General features: G+C 64.5%; 18 protein-coding genes. 16 read left to right on the forward strand and 2 right to left on the reverse strand.

Annotated elements, in window-relative coordinates; genetic code table 11:
- Nucleotides 1-318 precede the first annotated feature (318 nt).
- The 7 genes from GJ695_RS11570 (at nt 319) to GJ695_RS11600 (ending at nt 6,376) form a co-directional block, all read left to right on the forward strand.
- The gene (locus GJ695_RS11570) at nt 319-1,053 is read left to right on the forward strand and encodes an alpha/beta fold hydrolase (protein WP_154364821.1); all 735 of its coding nucleotides are present in this window, start codon (nt 319-321) and stop codon (nt 1,051-1,053) included.
- Nucleotides 1,054-1,202: 149 nt separating this feature from the next.
- Complete coding sequence (locus GJ695_RS11575) at nt 1,203-1,874, forward strand: heavy metal response regulator transcription factor (RefSeq protein ID WP_154364823.1); 672 nt, start codon at nt 1,203-1,205, stop codon at nt 1,872-1,874.
- Nucleotides 1,871-3,289, forward strand: a complete 1,419-nt coding sequence (locus tag GJ695_RS11580) for a heavy metal sensor histidine kinase (RefSeq protein ID WP_154364825.1) — start codon at nt 1,871-1,873, stop codon at nt 3,287-3,289. The genes GJ695_RS11575 and GJ695_RS11580 overlap by 4 nt, the downstream gene beginning before the upstream one ends.
- 71 nt (nt 3,290-3,360) lie before the next feature.
- Complete coding sequence (locus GJ695_RS11585; protein ID WP_154364827.1) at nt 3,361-3,810, forward strand: VOC family protein; 450 nt, start codon at nt 3,361-3,363, stop codon at nt 3,808-3,810.
- 10 nt (nt 3,811-3,820) lie between these two features.
- Nucleotides 3,821-4,234, forward strand: coding sequence for a YciI family protein (locus GJ695_RS11590; RefSeq protein WP_154364829.1), 414 nt, complete (start codon nt 3,821-3,823; stop codon nt 4,232-4,234).
- Nucleotides 4,235-4,272: 38 nt separating this feature from the next.
- Nucleotides 4,273-5,085, forward strand: a complete 813-nt coding sequence (locus GJ695_RS11595; RefSeq protein ID WP_154364831.1) for a YciI family protein — start codon at nt 4,273-4,275, stop codon at nt 5,083-5,085.
- Nucleotides 5,086-5,116: 31 nt separating this feature from the next.
- On the forward strand, nt 5,117-6,376 hold the full coding sequence (locus tag GJ695_RS11600) for an RNA polymerase sigma factor (protein ID WP_154364948.1): 1,260 nt from the start codon (nt 5,117-5,119) through the stop codon (nt 6,374-6,376).
- A gap of 52 nt (nt 6,377-6,428) precedes the next feature.
- On the opposite strand, the gene msrC is transcribed toward GJ695_RS11600, so the two are convergent.
- Entirely contained in the window at nt 6,429-6,932 is a 504-nt protein-coding gene (msrC, locus tag GJ695_RS11605; RefSeq protein ID WP_154361165.1) for a free L-methionine (R)-S-oxide reductase MsrC, read from the reverse strand.
- Nucleotides 6,933-7,099: 167 nt separating this feature from the next.
- Here msrC and GJ695_RS11610 point away from each other — a divergent pair, with 167 nt between their 5' ends.
- The 6 genes from GJ695_RS11610 to GJ695_RS11635 all read left to right on the forward strand — a co-directional run bounded on the left by GJ695_RS11610 (nt 7,100) and on the right by GJ695_RS11635 (nt 13,613).
- Nucleotides 7,100-7,285 (forward strand): hypothetical protein, encoded by a 186-nt coding sequence (locus GJ695_RS11610; RefSeq protein ID WP_154364833.1) that lies wholly within the window; start codon nt 7,100-7,102, stop codon nt 7,283-7,285.
- 75 nt (nt 7,286-7,360) lie between these two features.
- Nucleotides 7,361-8,398: a ligase-associated DNA damage response exonuclease gene (locus tag GJ695_RS11615; RefSeq protein WP_154364835.1), complete on the forward strand. Its 1,038-nt coding sequence runs from the start codon at nt 7,361-7,363 to the stop codon at nt 8,396-8,398.
- The gene (locus GJ695_RS11620) at nt 8,391-10,010 is read left to right on the forward strand and encodes an ATP-dependent DNA ligase (RefSeq protein WP_154364837.1); all 1,620 of its coding nucleotides are present in this window, start codon (nt 8,391-8,393) and stop codon (nt 10,008-10,010) included. The genes GJ695_RS11615 and GJ695_RS11620 overlap by 8 nt, the downstream gene beginning before the upstream one ends.
- The gene (locus tag GJ695_RS11625) at nt 10,007-12,475 is read left to right on the forward strand and encodes a ligase-associated DNA damage response DEXH box helicase (protein WP_154364839.1); all 2,469 of its coding nucleotides are present in this window, start codon (nt 10,007-10,009) and stop codon (nt 12,473-12,475) included. Before GJ695_RS11620 ends, GJ695_RS11625 begins: the two co-directional genes overlap by 4 nt.
- A complete protein-coding gene (pdeM, locus tag GJ695_RS11630; RefSeq protein ID WP_371866519.1) occupies nt 12,472-13,125 on the forward strand; it encodes a ligase-associated DNA damage response endonuclease PdeM in 654 nt (217 codons plus the stop codon). Before GJ695_RS11625 ends, pdeM begins: the two co-directional genes overlap by 4 nt.
- Nucleotides 13,126-13,238: 113 nt before the next feature.
- The gene (locus GJ695_RS11635; protein ID WP_154364840.1) at nt 13,239-13,613 is read left to right on the forward strand and encodes a KGG domain-containing protein; all 375 of its coding nucleotides are present in this window, start codon (nt 13,239-13,241) and stop codon (nt 13,611-13,613) included.
- 13 nt (nt 13,614-13,626) lie between these two features.
- Here GJ695_RS11635 and GJ695_RS11640 read toward each other — a convergent pair whose 3' ends face one another.
- Nucleotides 13,627-14,124 carry a pyridoxamine 5'-phosphate oxidase family protein gene (locus tag GJ695_RS11640; protein WP_154364842.1) on the reverse strand — a complete coding sequence of 166 codons (498 nt, stop codon included), beginning with the start codon at nt 14,122-14,124 and terminating at the stop codon, nt 13,627-13,629.
- 166 nt (nt 14,125-14,290) lie between these two features.
- On the opposite strand from GJ695_RS11640, the gene GJ695_RS11645 reads away from it, so the two are divergent.
- From GJ695_RS11645 to GJ695_RS11655, 3 genes are read left to right on the forward strand one after another with little or no spacing between them, the layout of a single operon-like run.
- The gene (locus GJ695_RS11645; protein ID WP_166455112.1) at nt 14,291-14,938 is read left to right on the forward strand and encodes a PepSY-associated TM helix domain-containing protein; all 648 of its coding nucleotides are present in this window, start codon (nt 14,291-14,293) and stop codon (nt 14,936-14,938) included.
- Between the two features lie 17 nt (nt 14,939-14,955).
- Nucleotides 14,956-15,465 carry a DUF2271 domain-containing protein gene (locus tag GJ695_RS11650; protein ID WP_154361505.1) on the forward strand — a complete coding sequence of 170 codons (510 nt, stop codon included), beginning with the start codon at nt 14,956-14,958 and terminating at the stop codon, nt 15,463-15,465.
- Nucleotides 15,466-15,479: 14 nt separating this feature from the next.
- Nucleotides 15,480-16,316, forward strand: a complete 837-nt coding sequence (locus GJ695_RS11655) for a DUF4198 domain-containing protein (protein WP_154364846.1) — start codon at nt 15,480-15,482, stop codon at nt 16,314-16,316.

Consider the following 16,316-nt stretch of genomic DNA (forward strand, 5'->3'; position numbering starts at 1 on the left):
ATTACCCCCAGGGACAGACTGACCGGACAATATAGCGCGGTGCAGCATTTTGAATAATGCGGCGGAATCGCATGACCTTATGAGCCAGGCTAATCAATGCCGAGGTGATGCGGATGCTGTAGTGCAGCGAAATTACTGACTTTTGCTACATTAGTGAATAATTTTATCGTTTTAATCGTTATAGTTGCCTTAAGAATTGTTTCTGGCATGTATCAGCCTGTATCTAGTGGAATGTAATCTGTTTGTAATCTGGGCGTCATGTTGTCGTCAGCGCGGGATTTCTATACTGGGATCACTCTCACTCACCAGGAACTCACCATGAAAAAGCTGTTACTTGCCGGCGCGTTCGCCGCCCTGTTTTCCGGCGCCGCCTCGGCGGAAATCAATAATATCGTGCTTGTGCATGGCGCATATGCCGACGGATCGTGCTGGAACGACGTCATCGCGCGTTTGCAAAAAGCAGGTAAGCATGTCACATCTGTGCAAAATCCGCTGACGTCGCTCGCGGACGACGCTGAAGCCACCCGCCGCGTGCTGGCGTTGCAGGATGGACCGACGGTTCTGGTGGGCCATTCGTGGGCCGGCACGGTGATCAGCGAGACCGGCACCGATCCGAAGGTCAAGGCGTTGGTGTACGTGGCGGCGCGCGCGCCGGACGCGGGCGAGGACTACGGCGCCCTGGCCGCCAAGTTCCCGGCGCCGCCTGCCAGCGCCGGGCTGGTGAAGTCGCCGGATGGTTTTGCGCAGTTGAGCGAAGAGGCGTTTGTGCGCGATTTTGGCGGTGATCTGGACCCGGCGAAAGCCCGCGTGTTGTACGCCGGTCAAGGCCGCATCTCGCAGACGCTGTTCAGCGCCCGCACCACGCAGGCGGCGTGGAAGGTCAAGCCGACCTATTATGCGGTGTCGACCAATGACCGGACGACGTCGCCGGACCTGGAGCGTTTCCTGGCCAAGCGCATGGGGGCCAAGACGATTGAGCTGGCGTCCAGCCATTTGTCGATGATCTCGCATGCGGATGAGATTGCCAATCTGATTCTCGAAGCCGCAAAGTAAACCCCGCAACCTTAAGCGATACGCATGCCGTACCACTTAGGGGTCTGACCCCGTACGGGGTCAGACCCCACCTGGCAGTGCGGGTCAAAAGGTGATCATAGAGTTGCAATTTCCACCGCGTCACGAAAAAAGCCGACAATAGATGCACCATGAAAATACTAATCATTGAAGACGAACCGAAAGCCGGCGACTATCTGGTCAAAGGCCTGCACGAATCCGGCTACGTGGCCGACCTCGCGCGCAACGGCGTCGACGGCTTGTCTCTGGCGCTGGAGCACGACTACGAACTGATCGTGCTCGACGTGATGCTGCCGCAAATGGACGGCTGGACCGTCCTCAGCAAGCTGCGCGAACGCAAGGAAACGCCAGTCCTGTTCCTCACCGCCCGCGACGACGTGATCGACCGCGTCAAGGGCCTGGAACTGGGCGCCGACGATTACCTGGTCAAACCATTCGCCTTCGCCGAACTGCTGGCCCGCGTCAAGACGCTGCTGCGCCGCGGCCCGGTGCGCGAGGCGGAAGTCATCCGCGTGGCCGACCTGGAAATCGACGTGCTGCGCCGCCGCGTCACGCGCGCCGGCCAGCGCATCGAATTGACCGCCAAGGAATTCGCGCTGCTGCACCTGCTGGCCAAGCGCCAGGGCGAAGTGCTGTCGCGCACCCAGATCGCCTCCATGGTGTGGGACATGAACTTCGATTCCGACACTAACGTGGTCGACGTGGCGATCCGCCGCCTGCGCGCCAAGGTTGACGACCCGTATCCGCTCAAGCTGGTGCAGACCGTGCGCGGCATGGGCTATCTGCTGGAAGAACGCGCATGAAGCGCCGCCCGCTGTCGCTGACCCTGCGCGTGGCGCTGCTGCTGTCGGCGGTGGCCGTGACCACTTTCCTGGCGGTGGGCGCCTATCTGTACCACACCCTGCAGCGGCAAATGGCCAGCCGCGACGACGTCGAGCTGATCGCCAAGGTGGACCAGTTGCGGCGCGTGATCGCCGCGCTGCCGTCGGACGTCGCCATCGAACAGAACGCCCGGCTGCTGACCGACACCCTGTTCGGCCATAACGACTTCATGCTGCGGGTGAACGCGGCGGACGGCAAGCCGCTGTTGCAAACCTCTATGACTTCGCGCCCGCTGCCGCAGGTGGACAGCGTGCCGGCCAAGCGCCAACTGACGCTGGACGACATCCACGACTGGCAGCCGGCCAGCGGCATCGGCCGCATGGTGCGCGCCGCCGCGCTGCTGGACGACGGCCGCTCCGGCGCCGAGCCGGTGCAGATCACGCTGGCGCGCGAGCGCTCCGATCGCCTAAGACTGCTGCGTGACTACGTGGTCGACCTGCTGGTGGCGCTGTGTGGTGGCGCCTTGCTGGCGACGGCGCTCGGCTACGCGGTGGTGCGCTACAGCATGCGCCAGTTCCGCTCGGTGATCGCCAAGGCCGACGAAATCAATACCAATCGCCTGAATACGCGGCTGTCGGTGCAGGATGCGCCGGTGGAGCTGCGGCAAATGGGCGGCGCCTTCAACGCCATGCTGGACCGGCTGGAGGACGGCGTGCAGCGCCTGTCCGGCTTCGCCGCCGACCTGGCGCACGACATGCGCACGCCGGTCAACACGCTGATGGTGGAAACCCAGGTGGCGCTGTCGCGGCCGCGCACGGTGGAGGAATACCAGGCGCTGCTGGCGTCCAACTCGGAAGAGTACGAACGGCTGGCGCGCATGATCGAAAACACGTTGTTCCTGGCGCGGGTCGACAACGCCCAGCTGGCGCTGCGGCGCGAATCGCTGGACCTGCAAGTCGAATTGCAGCGCATCCACGACTATTTCGAGATCCTGGCCGACGATGTCGGCGTGCGCCTGACCGTGGACGCCGCGCCGCTGCGGGCCGACATCGATCCGGTGCTGTTGCAGCGTGCCATCAACAACCTGATGTCGAACGCCATCCGCTACACGCCGCCGGGCGGTTCGGTGCGGCTGTCGGCGCGCGAGGTGGCGGAGGGCGTGGAACTGGCGGTCTGCAACACCGGCCCCGGCATCGCGCCCGAACACCTGCCGCACATCTTCGACCGCTACTACCGGGCCGACGAGGCGCGCTCCGACCAGGCCCATTCGGCCGGGCTGGGCCTGTCCATCGTCCGCGCCATCGTGGATTTGCATGGCGGTAAAATTTCAGTGGACAGCCAGCCGGGCGCCAGCACCACGTTTTGCCTGTTGTTCAGAAAAGCCAAAAATAATTAGAAATCCGTGTCGATTTCTGTGGCGCTGCTTCGTCTTAGGTATAGATTAATACTTTAACCGAGGAGACCACCATGGCAATGCAAAACACCCACATCATCCCGCACCTGGTTTGCGAAGGCGCAGCGGACGCGATTGAATTCTATAAAAAAGCCTTTAACGCCGAGGAAATGATGCGCATGCCGGGCGAGGATGGCCGCATCATGCACGCCGCGCTGAAAATCGGCGATTCCACCCTCATGCTGGCCGACGCTTTCCCCGAGTATGGCGGCAAGGGACCGAAGGCGCTGAACGGCAGCCCGGTCACGCTGCACATGTATTCGCCGGACGTGGATGCCGCATTCAAGCAGGCGGTGGACGCCGGCGCGACGGTGCGCATGCCGGTGGCCGACATGTTCTGGGGCGACCGCTACGGCCAGGTGACCGATCCGTTCGGCCACCACTGGTCGATCGCCACCCACATCAAGGACATGACGCCGGAAGAGATGATGGCCGCGATGAAGCAACAGTCCGAATGCCAGTAAGGAGCCGCCCATGCGATTCATGATCATTGTAAAAGCCACCGACGATTCCGAAGCCGGCAAGATGCCGAGCGTGGAGCTGATGACGGCGATGGGCAAGTTCAACGAGGAGCTGGTCAACGCCGGCGTGCTGCTCGCCGGCGAGGGCCTGCACCCCAGTTCCAAGGGTGCACGCATCCGCTACGACGGCGCCAGCCGCGCCGTAATCGACGGTCCGTTCGCCGAAACCAAGGAGCTGATCGCCGGTTTCTGGCTGATCCAGGTGAAATCCAAGGAAGAGGCTATCGAATGGATGAAGCGCTGTCCGAATCCGTTCGATGGCCCGTCGGAAATCGAAATCCGCCAGGTGTATGAAATGAGCGACTTCGGCGACGCCGCCACACCGGAATTGGTGGCCCAGGAGGAGGCTTTGCGTGCCCGGCTGTGATACCTTTATGGCTGACACCCAGTCTGGAGCTCGATGTAATGGAATTCATGGTACTGCGCCGCGCGAATCAAAGCACGGAACGAGGAACGCAACCGCCGGCGCTGGAGCCGGGCACCTTTCTGCGCCCCAGCGTGGAAGCGGTGCGGCTGCAGCGCCGGGACGGCGAGTGGAGCGAAGTCAAGGGACCATTTCCGCCCAAGGAACTGATCGCCGGCTTCGTGCTGCTCGAGGCGGAATCGCGCGAGGATATCGTCGAACAGGTGCGCTGGTGGCCCTTGTTCGACAGCGGCGCAGTGTATGAAATCCGCGACGCCGGCTGTCCCGGCAACTGTGTCGGCTTCGACGAACGCGGCACGGCGGCCGGCACGCTGCCGCAGCGCAAGGAGGAGTTGACGCGCTACGTGATCTTCCTGCGCTCCGACGCCGATGCGGAAACCGACGCCGTGCCGCCGCCGGAAGTCATCGACGTGATGAACGAATTTAACGAAGCCGGCGTGCAGCAGGGCGTGCTGCTGGCCGGTGAAGGCCTGAAAGGCACGGGCAGCGCTGTCCGCGTGCACTACGCCAATTCCAAAACATCGGTGGTCGATGGTCCGTTCACGGAGGTGAAGGAGTTGATCGCTGGTTACTGGATGATCCAGGCCGCCTCGCGCGAGGCAGCGATTGCCTGGGCCAAGGGCTATCCGTATCCGCAATCGGGCGACATCACGCTGGAAATCCGCGAAGCCTGCGAGCGCATCGCGCATGCCGAGTTCACGCCGGAGATGGTCAAGGCGGAAGAACGGCTGCGCGCCGAACTGCTGGAGGCGGGCCTGCGCGACGCCTTCACCGCGGCGGCCCGTGGCGGCTGACGTCCACAAAATCATCGAGGCGGTATGGCGGATGGAGTCCGCCAGGATCATCGCCTTGCTGGCGCGCATGCTGCGCGACGTCGGCCAGGCCGAGGAGTTGGCGCAGGACGCGCTGGTGCTGGCGCTGGAACGCTGGCCTGCAAATGGCGTGCCGGAGCAGCCGGCCGCCTGGCTGATGGCGGTGGCGAAGAACCGCGCGCTGGATGTGCTGCGCCATCGCCAGATGCACCAGCAAAAAGAAGCGGCCATCAGCTACGAAATCGACAACCAGTTGCAGGACGCCGCGCCGGACCTGGACGCGGCGGTGGCCAATGCGCTGGAAAACGATATCGGCGACGACCTGCTGCGGCTGGTGTTCGTGGCCTGCCATCCGGTGCTGTCTACCGACGGCCGCGTGGCGCTGACCCTGCGCATGCTGGGCGGCCTGAGCACCGACGAAATCGCCCGCGCCTTCCTGGTGCCGGAAAAAACCGTGGCGCAGCGCATCGTGCGCGCCAAGCGCACGCTGGCCGAAGCCAGGGTGCCGTTCGAAGCGCCGCGTGCGCACGAACTGGGCGAGCGGCTGGCGTCGGTGCTGCAAGTCATCTACCTGATCTACAACGAAGGCTATTCCGCCAGCGCCGGCGCGGACTGGATGCGGCCGGCGTTGTGCGAGGAAGCGCTGCGTCTCGGGCGCATCCTGGCTGGCTTGCAGCCGGAGGAGCCGGAAGTGCACGGGCTGGTGGCGCTGATGGAAATCCAGTCCTCGCGCGCCCGCGCTCGCGTCGGGCCGCAGGGCGAGCCGATCCTGTTGCTGGAGCAGGACCGCTCGCGCTGGGACCAGTTGCTGATCCGGCGCGGTCTGGCCGCCTTGGAGCGCGCGGGACAGGCCGGGCGCGGACTCGGGCCGTATGGCCTGCAAGCCGCGATCGCAGCCTGCCACGCGCGCGCCCGGCAGGCGGGCGATACCGACTGGCAGCGCATCGCCGCGCTGTATGACGCGCTGGCGCAGCTGTCGCCGTCGCCGATTGTGGAGTTGAATCGCGCGGTGGCGCTGTCGATGGCCTACGGGCCGCAGGCGGGACTGGACGTGGTGGATGGCCTGCTCGATGCGCCGGCCCTGAAGAACTACCATCTGCTGCCCAGCGTGCGTGGCGACTTGCTCGCCAAGCTGGGCCGTCACGACGAAGCGCGCATCGAATTCGAGCGTGCCGCGTCGCTGACGCAAAACGAGCGCGAACGCCAGCTGCTGCTGGCCCGCGCTACCCAAACCGGGGTCAGTGCCGACATTCGGACACGAGCACAGCCCTAGCCGAGGCTACGGCTGTGCTCGTGTCCGAATGTCGGCACTGACCCCGGTTTTTTTACAGCGTGGCTTCCAGCAGCTTGACCAGCGATTCGATGCCGTCGGCGTCGGTCTGGTCGAAACGGTTTGGCAGCGGGCTGTCGAGGTCGAACACGCCGACGATGGCGCCGTCCGGGCCGCGCACCGGCACCACCAGCTCCGAACGCGAATTGACGTCGCAGGCGATGTGGCCAGGGAAGGCGTGCACGTCCGGCACGACGATGGATTTGCCTTCCACCACGGTGGTGCCGCAGACGCCGCGGCCTTTCTTGATGCGGATGCAGGCCGGCTTGCCCTGGAACGGTCCCAGTACCAGCTCATCGCCCTTGAGGAAGTAGAAACCGGCCCAGTTCAGGCCCGGCATGCTGTTGAACACCAGCGAGCTGAAATTGGCGGTGTTGGCGATCAAATCGGTCTCGCCGTGCAGCAGGCCTTGCAGCTGCGGGCGCAGGTCGTTGTACATGGCGTTTTTGGCGTCGGCGCTGTCGGTGCCGTAGGCGGTGTCGCTGAGGGTGAAGGTCATGATGTGTTGTTCAGTAGATAAGCGCAGGCGCGCCGAAGCCTCTATGGTAGCCGATCCGTCGAAATTACGAAGACTTCCTACCCTCTTTGTAGGCAGTATCCGATAGCGCGCCCGCGACGCACAGGATACTCTGGTGTGCAGCGCGTCATAAACCAAGCGGGGTAAATATGTCCACGAGAAAAAAGAACGCAGAGCCGCCGCGTCACAACAAAGCCAAGCCCGACGGGCCGCCGCCTCCCCCTTGCACCATCGATATCGACGCCTTGCTGACCATCGGCGCGGAACGCGTGCATATCGTCTGTGAAGAAGACGACAATATTACCTTTATGGCTGAATTGATCGATACCGTCTAGCCTCGGTGCGTTGGCTGACAGACGGGGACGCATTGCCGCGCCAGAATCGGCCATCGTCTCCGTCGAAAGCTCTGTATGTCCGCAGATATGGTGGTAGTCCGCAAGGAGGGCCTGTATTGCGTGCCCGGCCAGTTTTACATCGACCCGTGGCGGCCGGTGGAACGGGCCGTCATCACGCATGCGCACGGCGACCATGCGCGCGGCGGCCATCAGCATTATCTGGCGGCGGCGCCCGGCGTGAATGTCATGAAATCGCGGCTGGGGCCGATCAATATCACCGGGCTGGCCTACGGCGAGCAGGTGGTGCACAACGGCGTGACCGTGTCGCTGCATCCGGCCGGCCATGTGCTCGGCTCGGCGCAGGTGCGCATGGAGTATCGCGGCGAAGTGTGGGTGGCCTCGGGCGACTACAAGGTCGAGCCGGACCGCACCTGCGCGCCGTTCGAACCGGTGCGCTGCGATACCTTCATTACCGAATCGACTTTCGGACTGCCGATCTACCGCTGGCAGCCGGAGCAGGAAATCTTTGACGACGTCAACGCCTGGTGGCAATCGAATGCCGAACAGGGCCGCGCCACTGTGCTGCTGGGCTACAGCTTCGGCAAGGCGCAACGGCTGTTGAGCGGACTGGATTCCGGCATCGGTCCCATCATTTGCCATGGTGCGGTGCAAACCTTGAACCAGGTCTACCGCGACGAAGGCGTGTGGCTGCCGCCGACCGTGATGGTGGGCGACGTGCCGAAGAGCGAGGTCGGCAAGTCGATTGTGCTGGCGCCGCCATCAGCCGGCGGTTCGCCGTGGATCAAGCGCTTCGGCGATTTCAGCGACGGCTTTGCCAGCGGCTGGATGCAGCTGCGTGGTGCGCGGCGCCGGCGCGGCGTCGATCGCGGCTTCGTGTTGTCCGACCATGCGGATTGGCCCGGCCTGCTGGAGGCGATTTCCGCCACCGGCGCGCAGCGCGTGATCGTCACGCACGGTTCGATACCGGTGCTGGTGCGCTGGCTGCAGCAGCAGGGCTTGCAGGCCAGCGGCTTCGATACCGAATACGGCGACGATGAGGCCGAGGACAGCGGTCCGCCGCTCCCGGCTGCCGAGGAGGCCGAGCATGCGTGACTTCGCCCGCCTGTATGCCGAACTGGACGAGACCACCGCCACCAGCCGCAAGCTGGCGGCCTTGCAATCCTATTTCACGACCGCCGCGCCGCAGGATGCCGCGTGGGCGGTGTATTTCCTCGCCGGTGGCAAGCCGCGTCAGGCGGTGCCGACCAAGCTGCTGCGCCAGTACGCGATCGAATACGCCGGGCTTGAAGAGTGGCTGTTCGACGAGTGCTACCATGCGGTAGGCGACCTGGCCGAAACCATCGCCCTGATCCTGCCGCCGCCCAAGCATCCGAGCGAAATCGGCCTGGCCGACTGGGTCGAGCTGGGCATCGCACCATTGCGCGGCGCCACGCCGGAAGCGGTGCGGGCAGCACTGTTCACCTACTGGGACCAGCTCGACACGCGCGAGCGTTTCCTGCTGACCAAGCTGATCGGCGGCGGCTTCCGCGTCGGCGTGTCCCGGCTGCTGGTCACGCGCGCCTTGAGCGCCATCGCCGGGCTGGACAGCAAACTGATCGCCCAACGCCTGATGGGATGGACCGACGGCAGCGTCAGCCCGACGGCGGCCGGCTTCAAGCAACTGACCGCCGCCCATGCACCGGAGGAACTGGCGCAGCGCGGCGGTCAGCCATATCCCTTTTTTCTGGCGCATCAGCTGGAGCGCGATCCGTCCACGCTGGGCGATCTGTCGGACTGGCAGGTCGAATGGAAATACGACGGCATGCGCGCGCAGCTGGTGCGGCGCGAGGGCAAGAACTGGCTGTGGTCGCGCGGCGAAGATCTGATCACCGAACGCTTCCCCGAGCTGGCCGCGCTGCGCCTGCCGGACGGCGTGGTGCTGGACGGCGAAATCCTGATCTGGCACGGCGGTGCGACGCCGGCGCCGTTTGCCGACCTGCAAAAACGCATGGGCCGCAAGCAGGTGTCGGCGCGGCTGCTGGGCGAAATGCCGGCGGTGCTGCTGGCCTACGATCTGCTGGAACTCGATGGCCGCGATCTGCGCGATCTGCCGCAGTCCGAGCGCCGCATGTTGCTGGAACAGTTGATGGCCAGCCTGCAAGGCGCGCCGCAGCTACGGCTGGCGCCGATGATCGTCGCGGACAGCTGGGAACAGCTGGCGCTGATCCGCGCCGAGTCGCGCGAGCGCGGTGTCGAAGGCATGATGCTGAAAGCGGTGGATGCACGCTACGGCGTGGGTCGCACCAAGAGCGTCGGCACATGGTGGAAATGGAAGATCGATCCCTACAGCATCGATGCAGTGCTGATCTACGCGCAGGCCGGCCACGGGCGGCGCGCTTCGCTGTACACCGATTACACCTTTGCCGTGTGGGACAACGAGCACCGGCTGGTGCCGTTCGCCAAGGCGTATTCCGGCCTGACCGATGCGGAAATCGCGCAGGTGGACCAGGCGATCCGCAAGACCACCATCGAGAAATTCGGGCCGGTACGCAGCGTGACGCCAAGCATGGTGTTTGAGATCGGCTTTGAAGGCATCGCCAGTTCGCCGCGCCACAAATCGGGCATCGCCGTGCGCTTTCCGCGCATTCTGCGGCGACGCGAAGATAAATCGGTGGACGAGGCCGATACGCTGGAGTCGCTGAAGAACCTGCTCGCGGCGCCATGAACGCGAACGCCTGGTTCGCCGCGCGCGGCTGGACGGTGTTCCCGTTCCAGCGCGAAGTGTGGACGGCGGCGGCAGCCGGCCGCTCCGGCCTGCTGCACGCCACCACCGGCGCGGGCAAGACCTACGCCGTCTGGTTCGCCGCCTTGCAGCGCGCCGGCTATGGCGAAGCCGCGCCGCCGGTCCGCAGCGGCGCCAAGCCGCGCCGTGCTGGCGCCCGCGCGTCCGCCGGTCTGCGCGTGCTGTGGATCACGCCGATGCGCGCGCTGGCCGCCGATACGCTGCGCGCCTTGCAGGACGCCGCGCCGGACTGGCAAGTCGAAGCCCGCACCGGCGACACCAGCTCTGCCCAACGCGCGCGCCAGAACAAGCAACTGCCGGACGCCCTGATCACCACGCCGGAAAGCCTGACCCTGCTGCTCAGTCATCCCGACGCCGTTGACCGCTTCAAGCAGCTGCAGATGATCGTCATCGACGAATGGCACGAACTGATGGGCAACAAGCGTGGCGTGCAGACGCAGCTGGCGCTGGCGCGCTTGCGGCAGTGGAATCCGTCGCTGCTGGTGTGGGGGCTGTCCGCCACGCTGGGCAACCTGGAACGCGCGCGCGAGGTGCTGATGCCGGACGGCGTCATCGTGCAGGGCCACGTGGCCAAGGAAATCCTGGTCGATACGCTGATTCCCGAGCATCCGTCGCGCTTTCCGTGGGGCGGCCACCTCGGTGTGCAGATGCTGCAACCGGTGATCGGCGAAATCGCGCGGCACGCCACCACGCTGGTGTTCACCAACACGCGCTCGCAGGCCGAGTTGTGGTATCAGCACATGCTGGACGCGCGCCCGGACTGGGCCGGCCTGATCGCGCTGCATCACGGCTCGCTGGACAAGGAGGTGCGCGAATGGGTGGAGCAGGGCCTGAAGCAGGGCGCGCTGAAGGCCGTGGTGTGCACCTCCAGCCTGGACCTGGGTGTGGATTTCCTGCCGGTCGAGCGCGTGCTGCAAATCGGCAGCGCCAAGGGCATCGCCCGGCTGCTGCAGCGCGCCGGCCGCAGCGGCCATGCGCCGGGACGCGTTTCGCGCCTGACGCTGGTGCCGACGCAAAGCATGGAATTGCTGGAAGCGGCCGGCGCCATCCAGGCCGTGGCCGAACGCGACATCGAAGCGCGCCCGGTGCCGGACAAGCCGCTGGACGTGCTGGTGCAGCACCTGGTGACGATCGCGCTGGGCGGCGGCTTCCGCTCCGAAGCGCTGCTGGCCGAGGTGCGTACCGCCTGGTCCTACCGCGATCTGCGCGACGATGAATGGCAATGGGCGTTGGACTTCGTCGCGCGCGGCGGCCAGACCTTGATCGCCTATCCCGAATACCGGCGCGTGCTGCCGGACGAAGAGGGCGTCTATCGCGTGCCGGATGCGGCGCTCGGCCGGCGCCACCGCATGAGTATCGGCACCATCGTCTCGGATTCGTCGTTGCAGGTGAAATACGTCAGCGGCGGGCGGCTGGGCAGCGTGGAGGAATCGTTCATCGCGCGGCTGCGCAAGGGCGATCACTTCCTGTTCGCCGGCCGCATCCTGGAATTCGTGCGGTTGCACGAGATGACCGCCTACGTGCGCCGCGCCACCGGCGCCAAGGGAGCCGTGCCGCGCTGGCAGGGCGGCCGCATGCCGATGTCGTCGGAACTGGCGCACGCGGCGCTGGAGCAGTTGCGGCGCGCCACGCTGGACCGCTACGACTGGCCGGAGATGCAGGCGCTCAAGCCTTTGCTGGAAATCCAGCAACGCTGGTCGTCGCTGCCGACCGGCGACACCACCGTCATCGAAACCATGCACAGCCGCGAAGGGCGGCATCTGTTCATGTTTCCGTTTGCCGGCCGCTCGGTGCACGTGGGGCTGGCGTCGCTGCTGGCCTACCGTGTCGGCCGCGTGACGCCGGTGACGTTTTCGATCGCCATCAACGATTACGGTTTTGAATTGCTGTCGGCGCAGGAACTGGACTGGGCGCCGTTGCTGGATGCCAAGCAGGGCGCCGACGTCGCGCTGTTCAGCACCGATCATCTGCTGGAAGACGTGTTGGCCAGCCTGAACGCCACCGAGATGTCGCAGCGCCGCTTCCGCGAAATCGCGCGCATTGCAGGGCTGGTGTTCCAGGGCTATCCTGGACAAGGGAAGAGCGCGCGTCAATTACAGGCGTCGTCGTCCTTGTTCTTTGCCGTGTTCAGCCAGCATGACGCGGGTAATCTGTTGTTGACGCAGGCGCAGCGCGAGGTGCTGGAACAGGAGCTGGAACTTGGTCGCCTGCGCGCGACGCTGCTGGCATTGCAGGCGCGCAGCGTGCAGTTCCACGCCATCAAGCGCGCCACGCCGTTCGGCTTCGCGCTGATGGTGGAACGCTTCCGCGAAAAACTTTCGACGGAAAAATTGTCGGACCGCGTAGCCCGCCTGGTGCGCGAACTGGAAAAGGCGGCCGGACCATGATGACCACATTGGCAAACGAACAGCTGCTGCTGTTGCCGCAAAAAGCGGTGTACTGGCCGCGCGAGGGCATGCTGATCATCGCCGATATTCACTTCGGCAAGGCGGCTTCGTTCCGCGCGCTGGGCGTGCCCGTGCCTGCTGGCACCACCAGCGCCAATCTGGGCGCGCTTGACGTGCTGCTGGCGCAATACGAGGTGCGCCACATCATGTTCCTCGGCGACTTCCTGCACGCCAAGGCGGCGCACGCGCATTCCACGCTGATGGCGATGCTGGCCTGGCGCGCGCGCCATCCCGATCTGCGGCTGACGCTGGTGCGCGGCAACCATGATCTGCATGCCGGCGATCCGCCGGCGCAGCTGGACATCGAGATGGTCGACGAGCCGCATGTGATCGGGCCGTTCGCGTTTTGCCATCACCCGGACGTGCTGGTGCCGTCGTATGTGCTGGCGGGCCATGTGCATCCAGTGTACCGCTTGCGTTCGGGCTGGGAGTCGCTGCTGCTGCCATGTTTTCTGATCGGCGCCGAGCGCATGGTGCTGCCGTCGTTCGGCGCGTTCACCGGCGGCCATCCGGTGGCGCCGCAGCCAGGCGAGCGCCTGTGCGTGAGCAGCGGTGACGCGGTGCTTGAAATTCCTTTGCCGACAGCGTGACCGGAATGCTCCTACGTAGGCCGCTGGAGACGTCCTACAGCACATGGCTGGGACGTGGACTACGATGAATGCTCCTGTGATGGACGCAGGAGCTTTACTATCAGGAGATGATCATGGCAACCAGTGACAAAGACACCAAACAGAGCGAGAAAACCGGCAGCCGCCAAAGCGGCGACACCAGCAAACGCGGCTTCGCGTCGATGGACCCGGAGCAGCAGCGCGAGATCGCGGCGGAAGGCGGCCGCGCCGCCCATGAAAAAGGCACGGCACACGAGTTCACCTCGGAAGAGGCACGCCGCGCCGGCAGCATGAGTCATAAAAACGATCCGGGCCGCAGCAGTCAGAGCGCGACCACGGGCAGCGGTTCGCGCAGCAGCACCAGCGCCGGCAACAAGGGCAGCGCCAGCCAGAATGCGGACGAGGACGATACCGATCAGGACCAGGATAACAGCTCGGGCGGACGCGGCTCCAGCCGTTCCAAATCCTGATGCCCAGGTGAGGTTATAGGCAAATCGTCGTGTGCTTGCCCATATCCACCGGCGCCCGGCCAGTCATGGCAGTTTTGGCCAGTTGAACCAACTGTTTCATTTTGCTGGCGCTGGCATCCCAGTATTCCGCCGTCTGTATCCGGACCCGTATCATGGCCAGATGCGGGTCATCCAGTCCGCCGGGGAACCAGGCCCGCACCAGCGGACTCCACAGTTCCCGCGCCTTGGCCCGGTCCTTTAGCAGATACGCCTGCCCGGTCACCGACAAGTACAGCTGCTCGTCGGGATTGGAAAAGCTGACGTTCACCTCCGGGTGCGACGCCAGGTCGTGCGTAAAGGCCGCCTCGTCCGAGGTGAAGAACCACATATTCCCCTCGTTATCGATCTGCTGCGTGGTCAGCGGGCGGCTGCTCAGCACGTTATCGTTGTCCACCGTGGTGAACATGCCAAAGCGGACATGCTTGATCTTGGCGGCGATGGTGTTGATCTGATCCTGCGTATAGAGCGGCATAACGCGCCTCCATGGTAAAAATGATCGTATTTCCAGTACCTTAGCGCTCCCGCCCGGCGCCCACTGTGCGCGACTTCACCCCGGCTTTACATAATAGATACACAACTTGGCTTGACCCATCAAATGATAATCATTATCATTTATGTTTTTCAGCCAAGGAAGTCCCGTGAGCGTACAAAGCGCCAGCTCCGCCCGCAATGCCAGCCGCGCCGTCTGGCTGAAGCAATTGCACCAGTGGCATTGGATCAGCTCGGCCATGTGTTTGCTCTGCATGTTCCTGTTTTCGGTCACCGGCATCACGCTCAACCATGCGTCGCAGATCGAGGCCAAGCCGACCATCACGCGCAAGCAGGCGCAGTTGCCCGCGCCGCTGACCGCGCAACTGCGCAGCTATGCCGAGCAGCATGACGGCGCCAAGGAGCCGCTGCCGGCCCCGGTCGAGCAATGGCTGAAGGACACCTTCAAGGTGCAGCCGGGCGGCCGCAACGCCGAATGGGCCAGCGACGAGGTCTACCTGCCAATGCCGAAGGCCGGCGGCGACGCCTGGGTGCGCATCGGCCTGGAAGACGGCGGCGCCGAATTCGAGAACACCGACCGCGGCTGGATCTCCTGGCTGAACGACGTCCACAAGGGCCGCAACACCGGCCCGGCGTGGAACTGGTTCATCGACATCTTCGCCGTGCTGTGCCTGGTGTTCTGCATCACCGGTTTATTGATTTTGAAGTTCCACGCGGCCAACCGCCCGTTCACCTGGCCGATGGTGGGCCTGGGTGTGCTGATTCCCGTAGTAATTGCACTGCTGTTTATCCATTAATCCACGACAGGACCTCCATGAAATTACGCTACTCCATCGCGCTTAGTCTGCCCCTCGCCAGTGCTTCGGCCATGGCCGCCGATCTGGCGCTCAAACTCGACGTGCCGCAATTGAACGTGGCTGAATACCATCGTCCTTACATCGCCGCCTGGGTGGAAAACGCCGACCAGCAAGTGGTGGCCAACCTGGCCGTGCTGTACGACACCAAGAAGAAGGACAACGCCGGCACCAAGTGGCTCAAGGACATGCGCACCTGGTGGCGCAAGAGCGGCCGCGAACTGACGATGCCGATGGACGGCGTGTCGGGCGCCACCAAGGCGCCGGGCGAATCCACGCTGACCGTGGCCAAAGGCGCGCTGGACAAGCTGCCGGCCGGCCAGTACACCGTGATGGTGGAAGCGGCGCGTGAAGCCGGCGGCCGCGAGGTCGTCAAGGTGCCGCTGCAATGGCCGCCGAAGTCGGCACAGAACCTGACCGGTCAGGGCAAGGAAGAGCTGGGCGCCGTAGTCGTACAAGTCAAACCATAAGAACGGACGGGGATATGTCGAAATTAAATAAATCGTTGATGGCGCTGGCGTTGGCCGGTTTGTCGCTGGTGTCGCTGAACGCGCAGGCGCACAAGCCGTACATCCTGGCCTCGACCACCGAAGTGGAACCGGCCCGTGACGGCTCGGCCTGGGTGACGTTCGACGCCGCCGTGGCCGAAAACCTGTTCACCATCGACTTCACGCTGAAGCTCGACGGCCTGCTCATCACCGCGCCGGATGGCAGCAAGCTGGAGCCGCAGAACGTCAACAACGGCAAGCTGCGCAGCACCTTCGACCTGAACCTGACCAAGCCGGGCACCTACAAGGTCGCGCTGGTCAACGCCGCCGTGATGGGCAGCTACAAGGACAAGGAAGGCAATATGAAGCGCTTCCGCGCCACCGAGGAAACGCTGAAGAAGGAAGTGCCGGCCGACGCCACCGACGTCAAAGTGTCGCGTCAGGAAACCCGCGTGGAGACTTTCGTTTCCACCGGCAAGACCGACATGAACGTGTTCAAGCCGACCGGCGCGGGCCTGGAAATGGTGCCGGTCACCAATCCAACCGAGCTGCATGCGGGCGACAAGGTCACCTGGCGCTTCCTGGTGGATGGCAAGCCGGCCGCCAACCAGGGCGTGAGCCTGTTCCAGGGCGGCGTGAAGTTCCGCGGCACGCTGGGCGAGATCCGCCAGACCACCAACGACAAGGGCGAACTGACGCTGACGCTGCCGGCCGCCGGTCAGTACATGGTCAGCACCAGCTGGCCTGAAATCAAGCGCGTCGAAGGCCAGCCGCCGCAGATGCCGCCACGTCGCCTGAGCTATTCGGCGGTGGTCGAAATCCTGCCGGAATAA

Origin of the sequence: Duganella alba, from assembly GCF_009674495.1 — a bacterium.
GTDB lineage: Bacteria > Pseudomonadota > Gammaproteobacteria > Burkholderiales > Burkholderiaceae_D > Rugamonas > Rugamonas alba.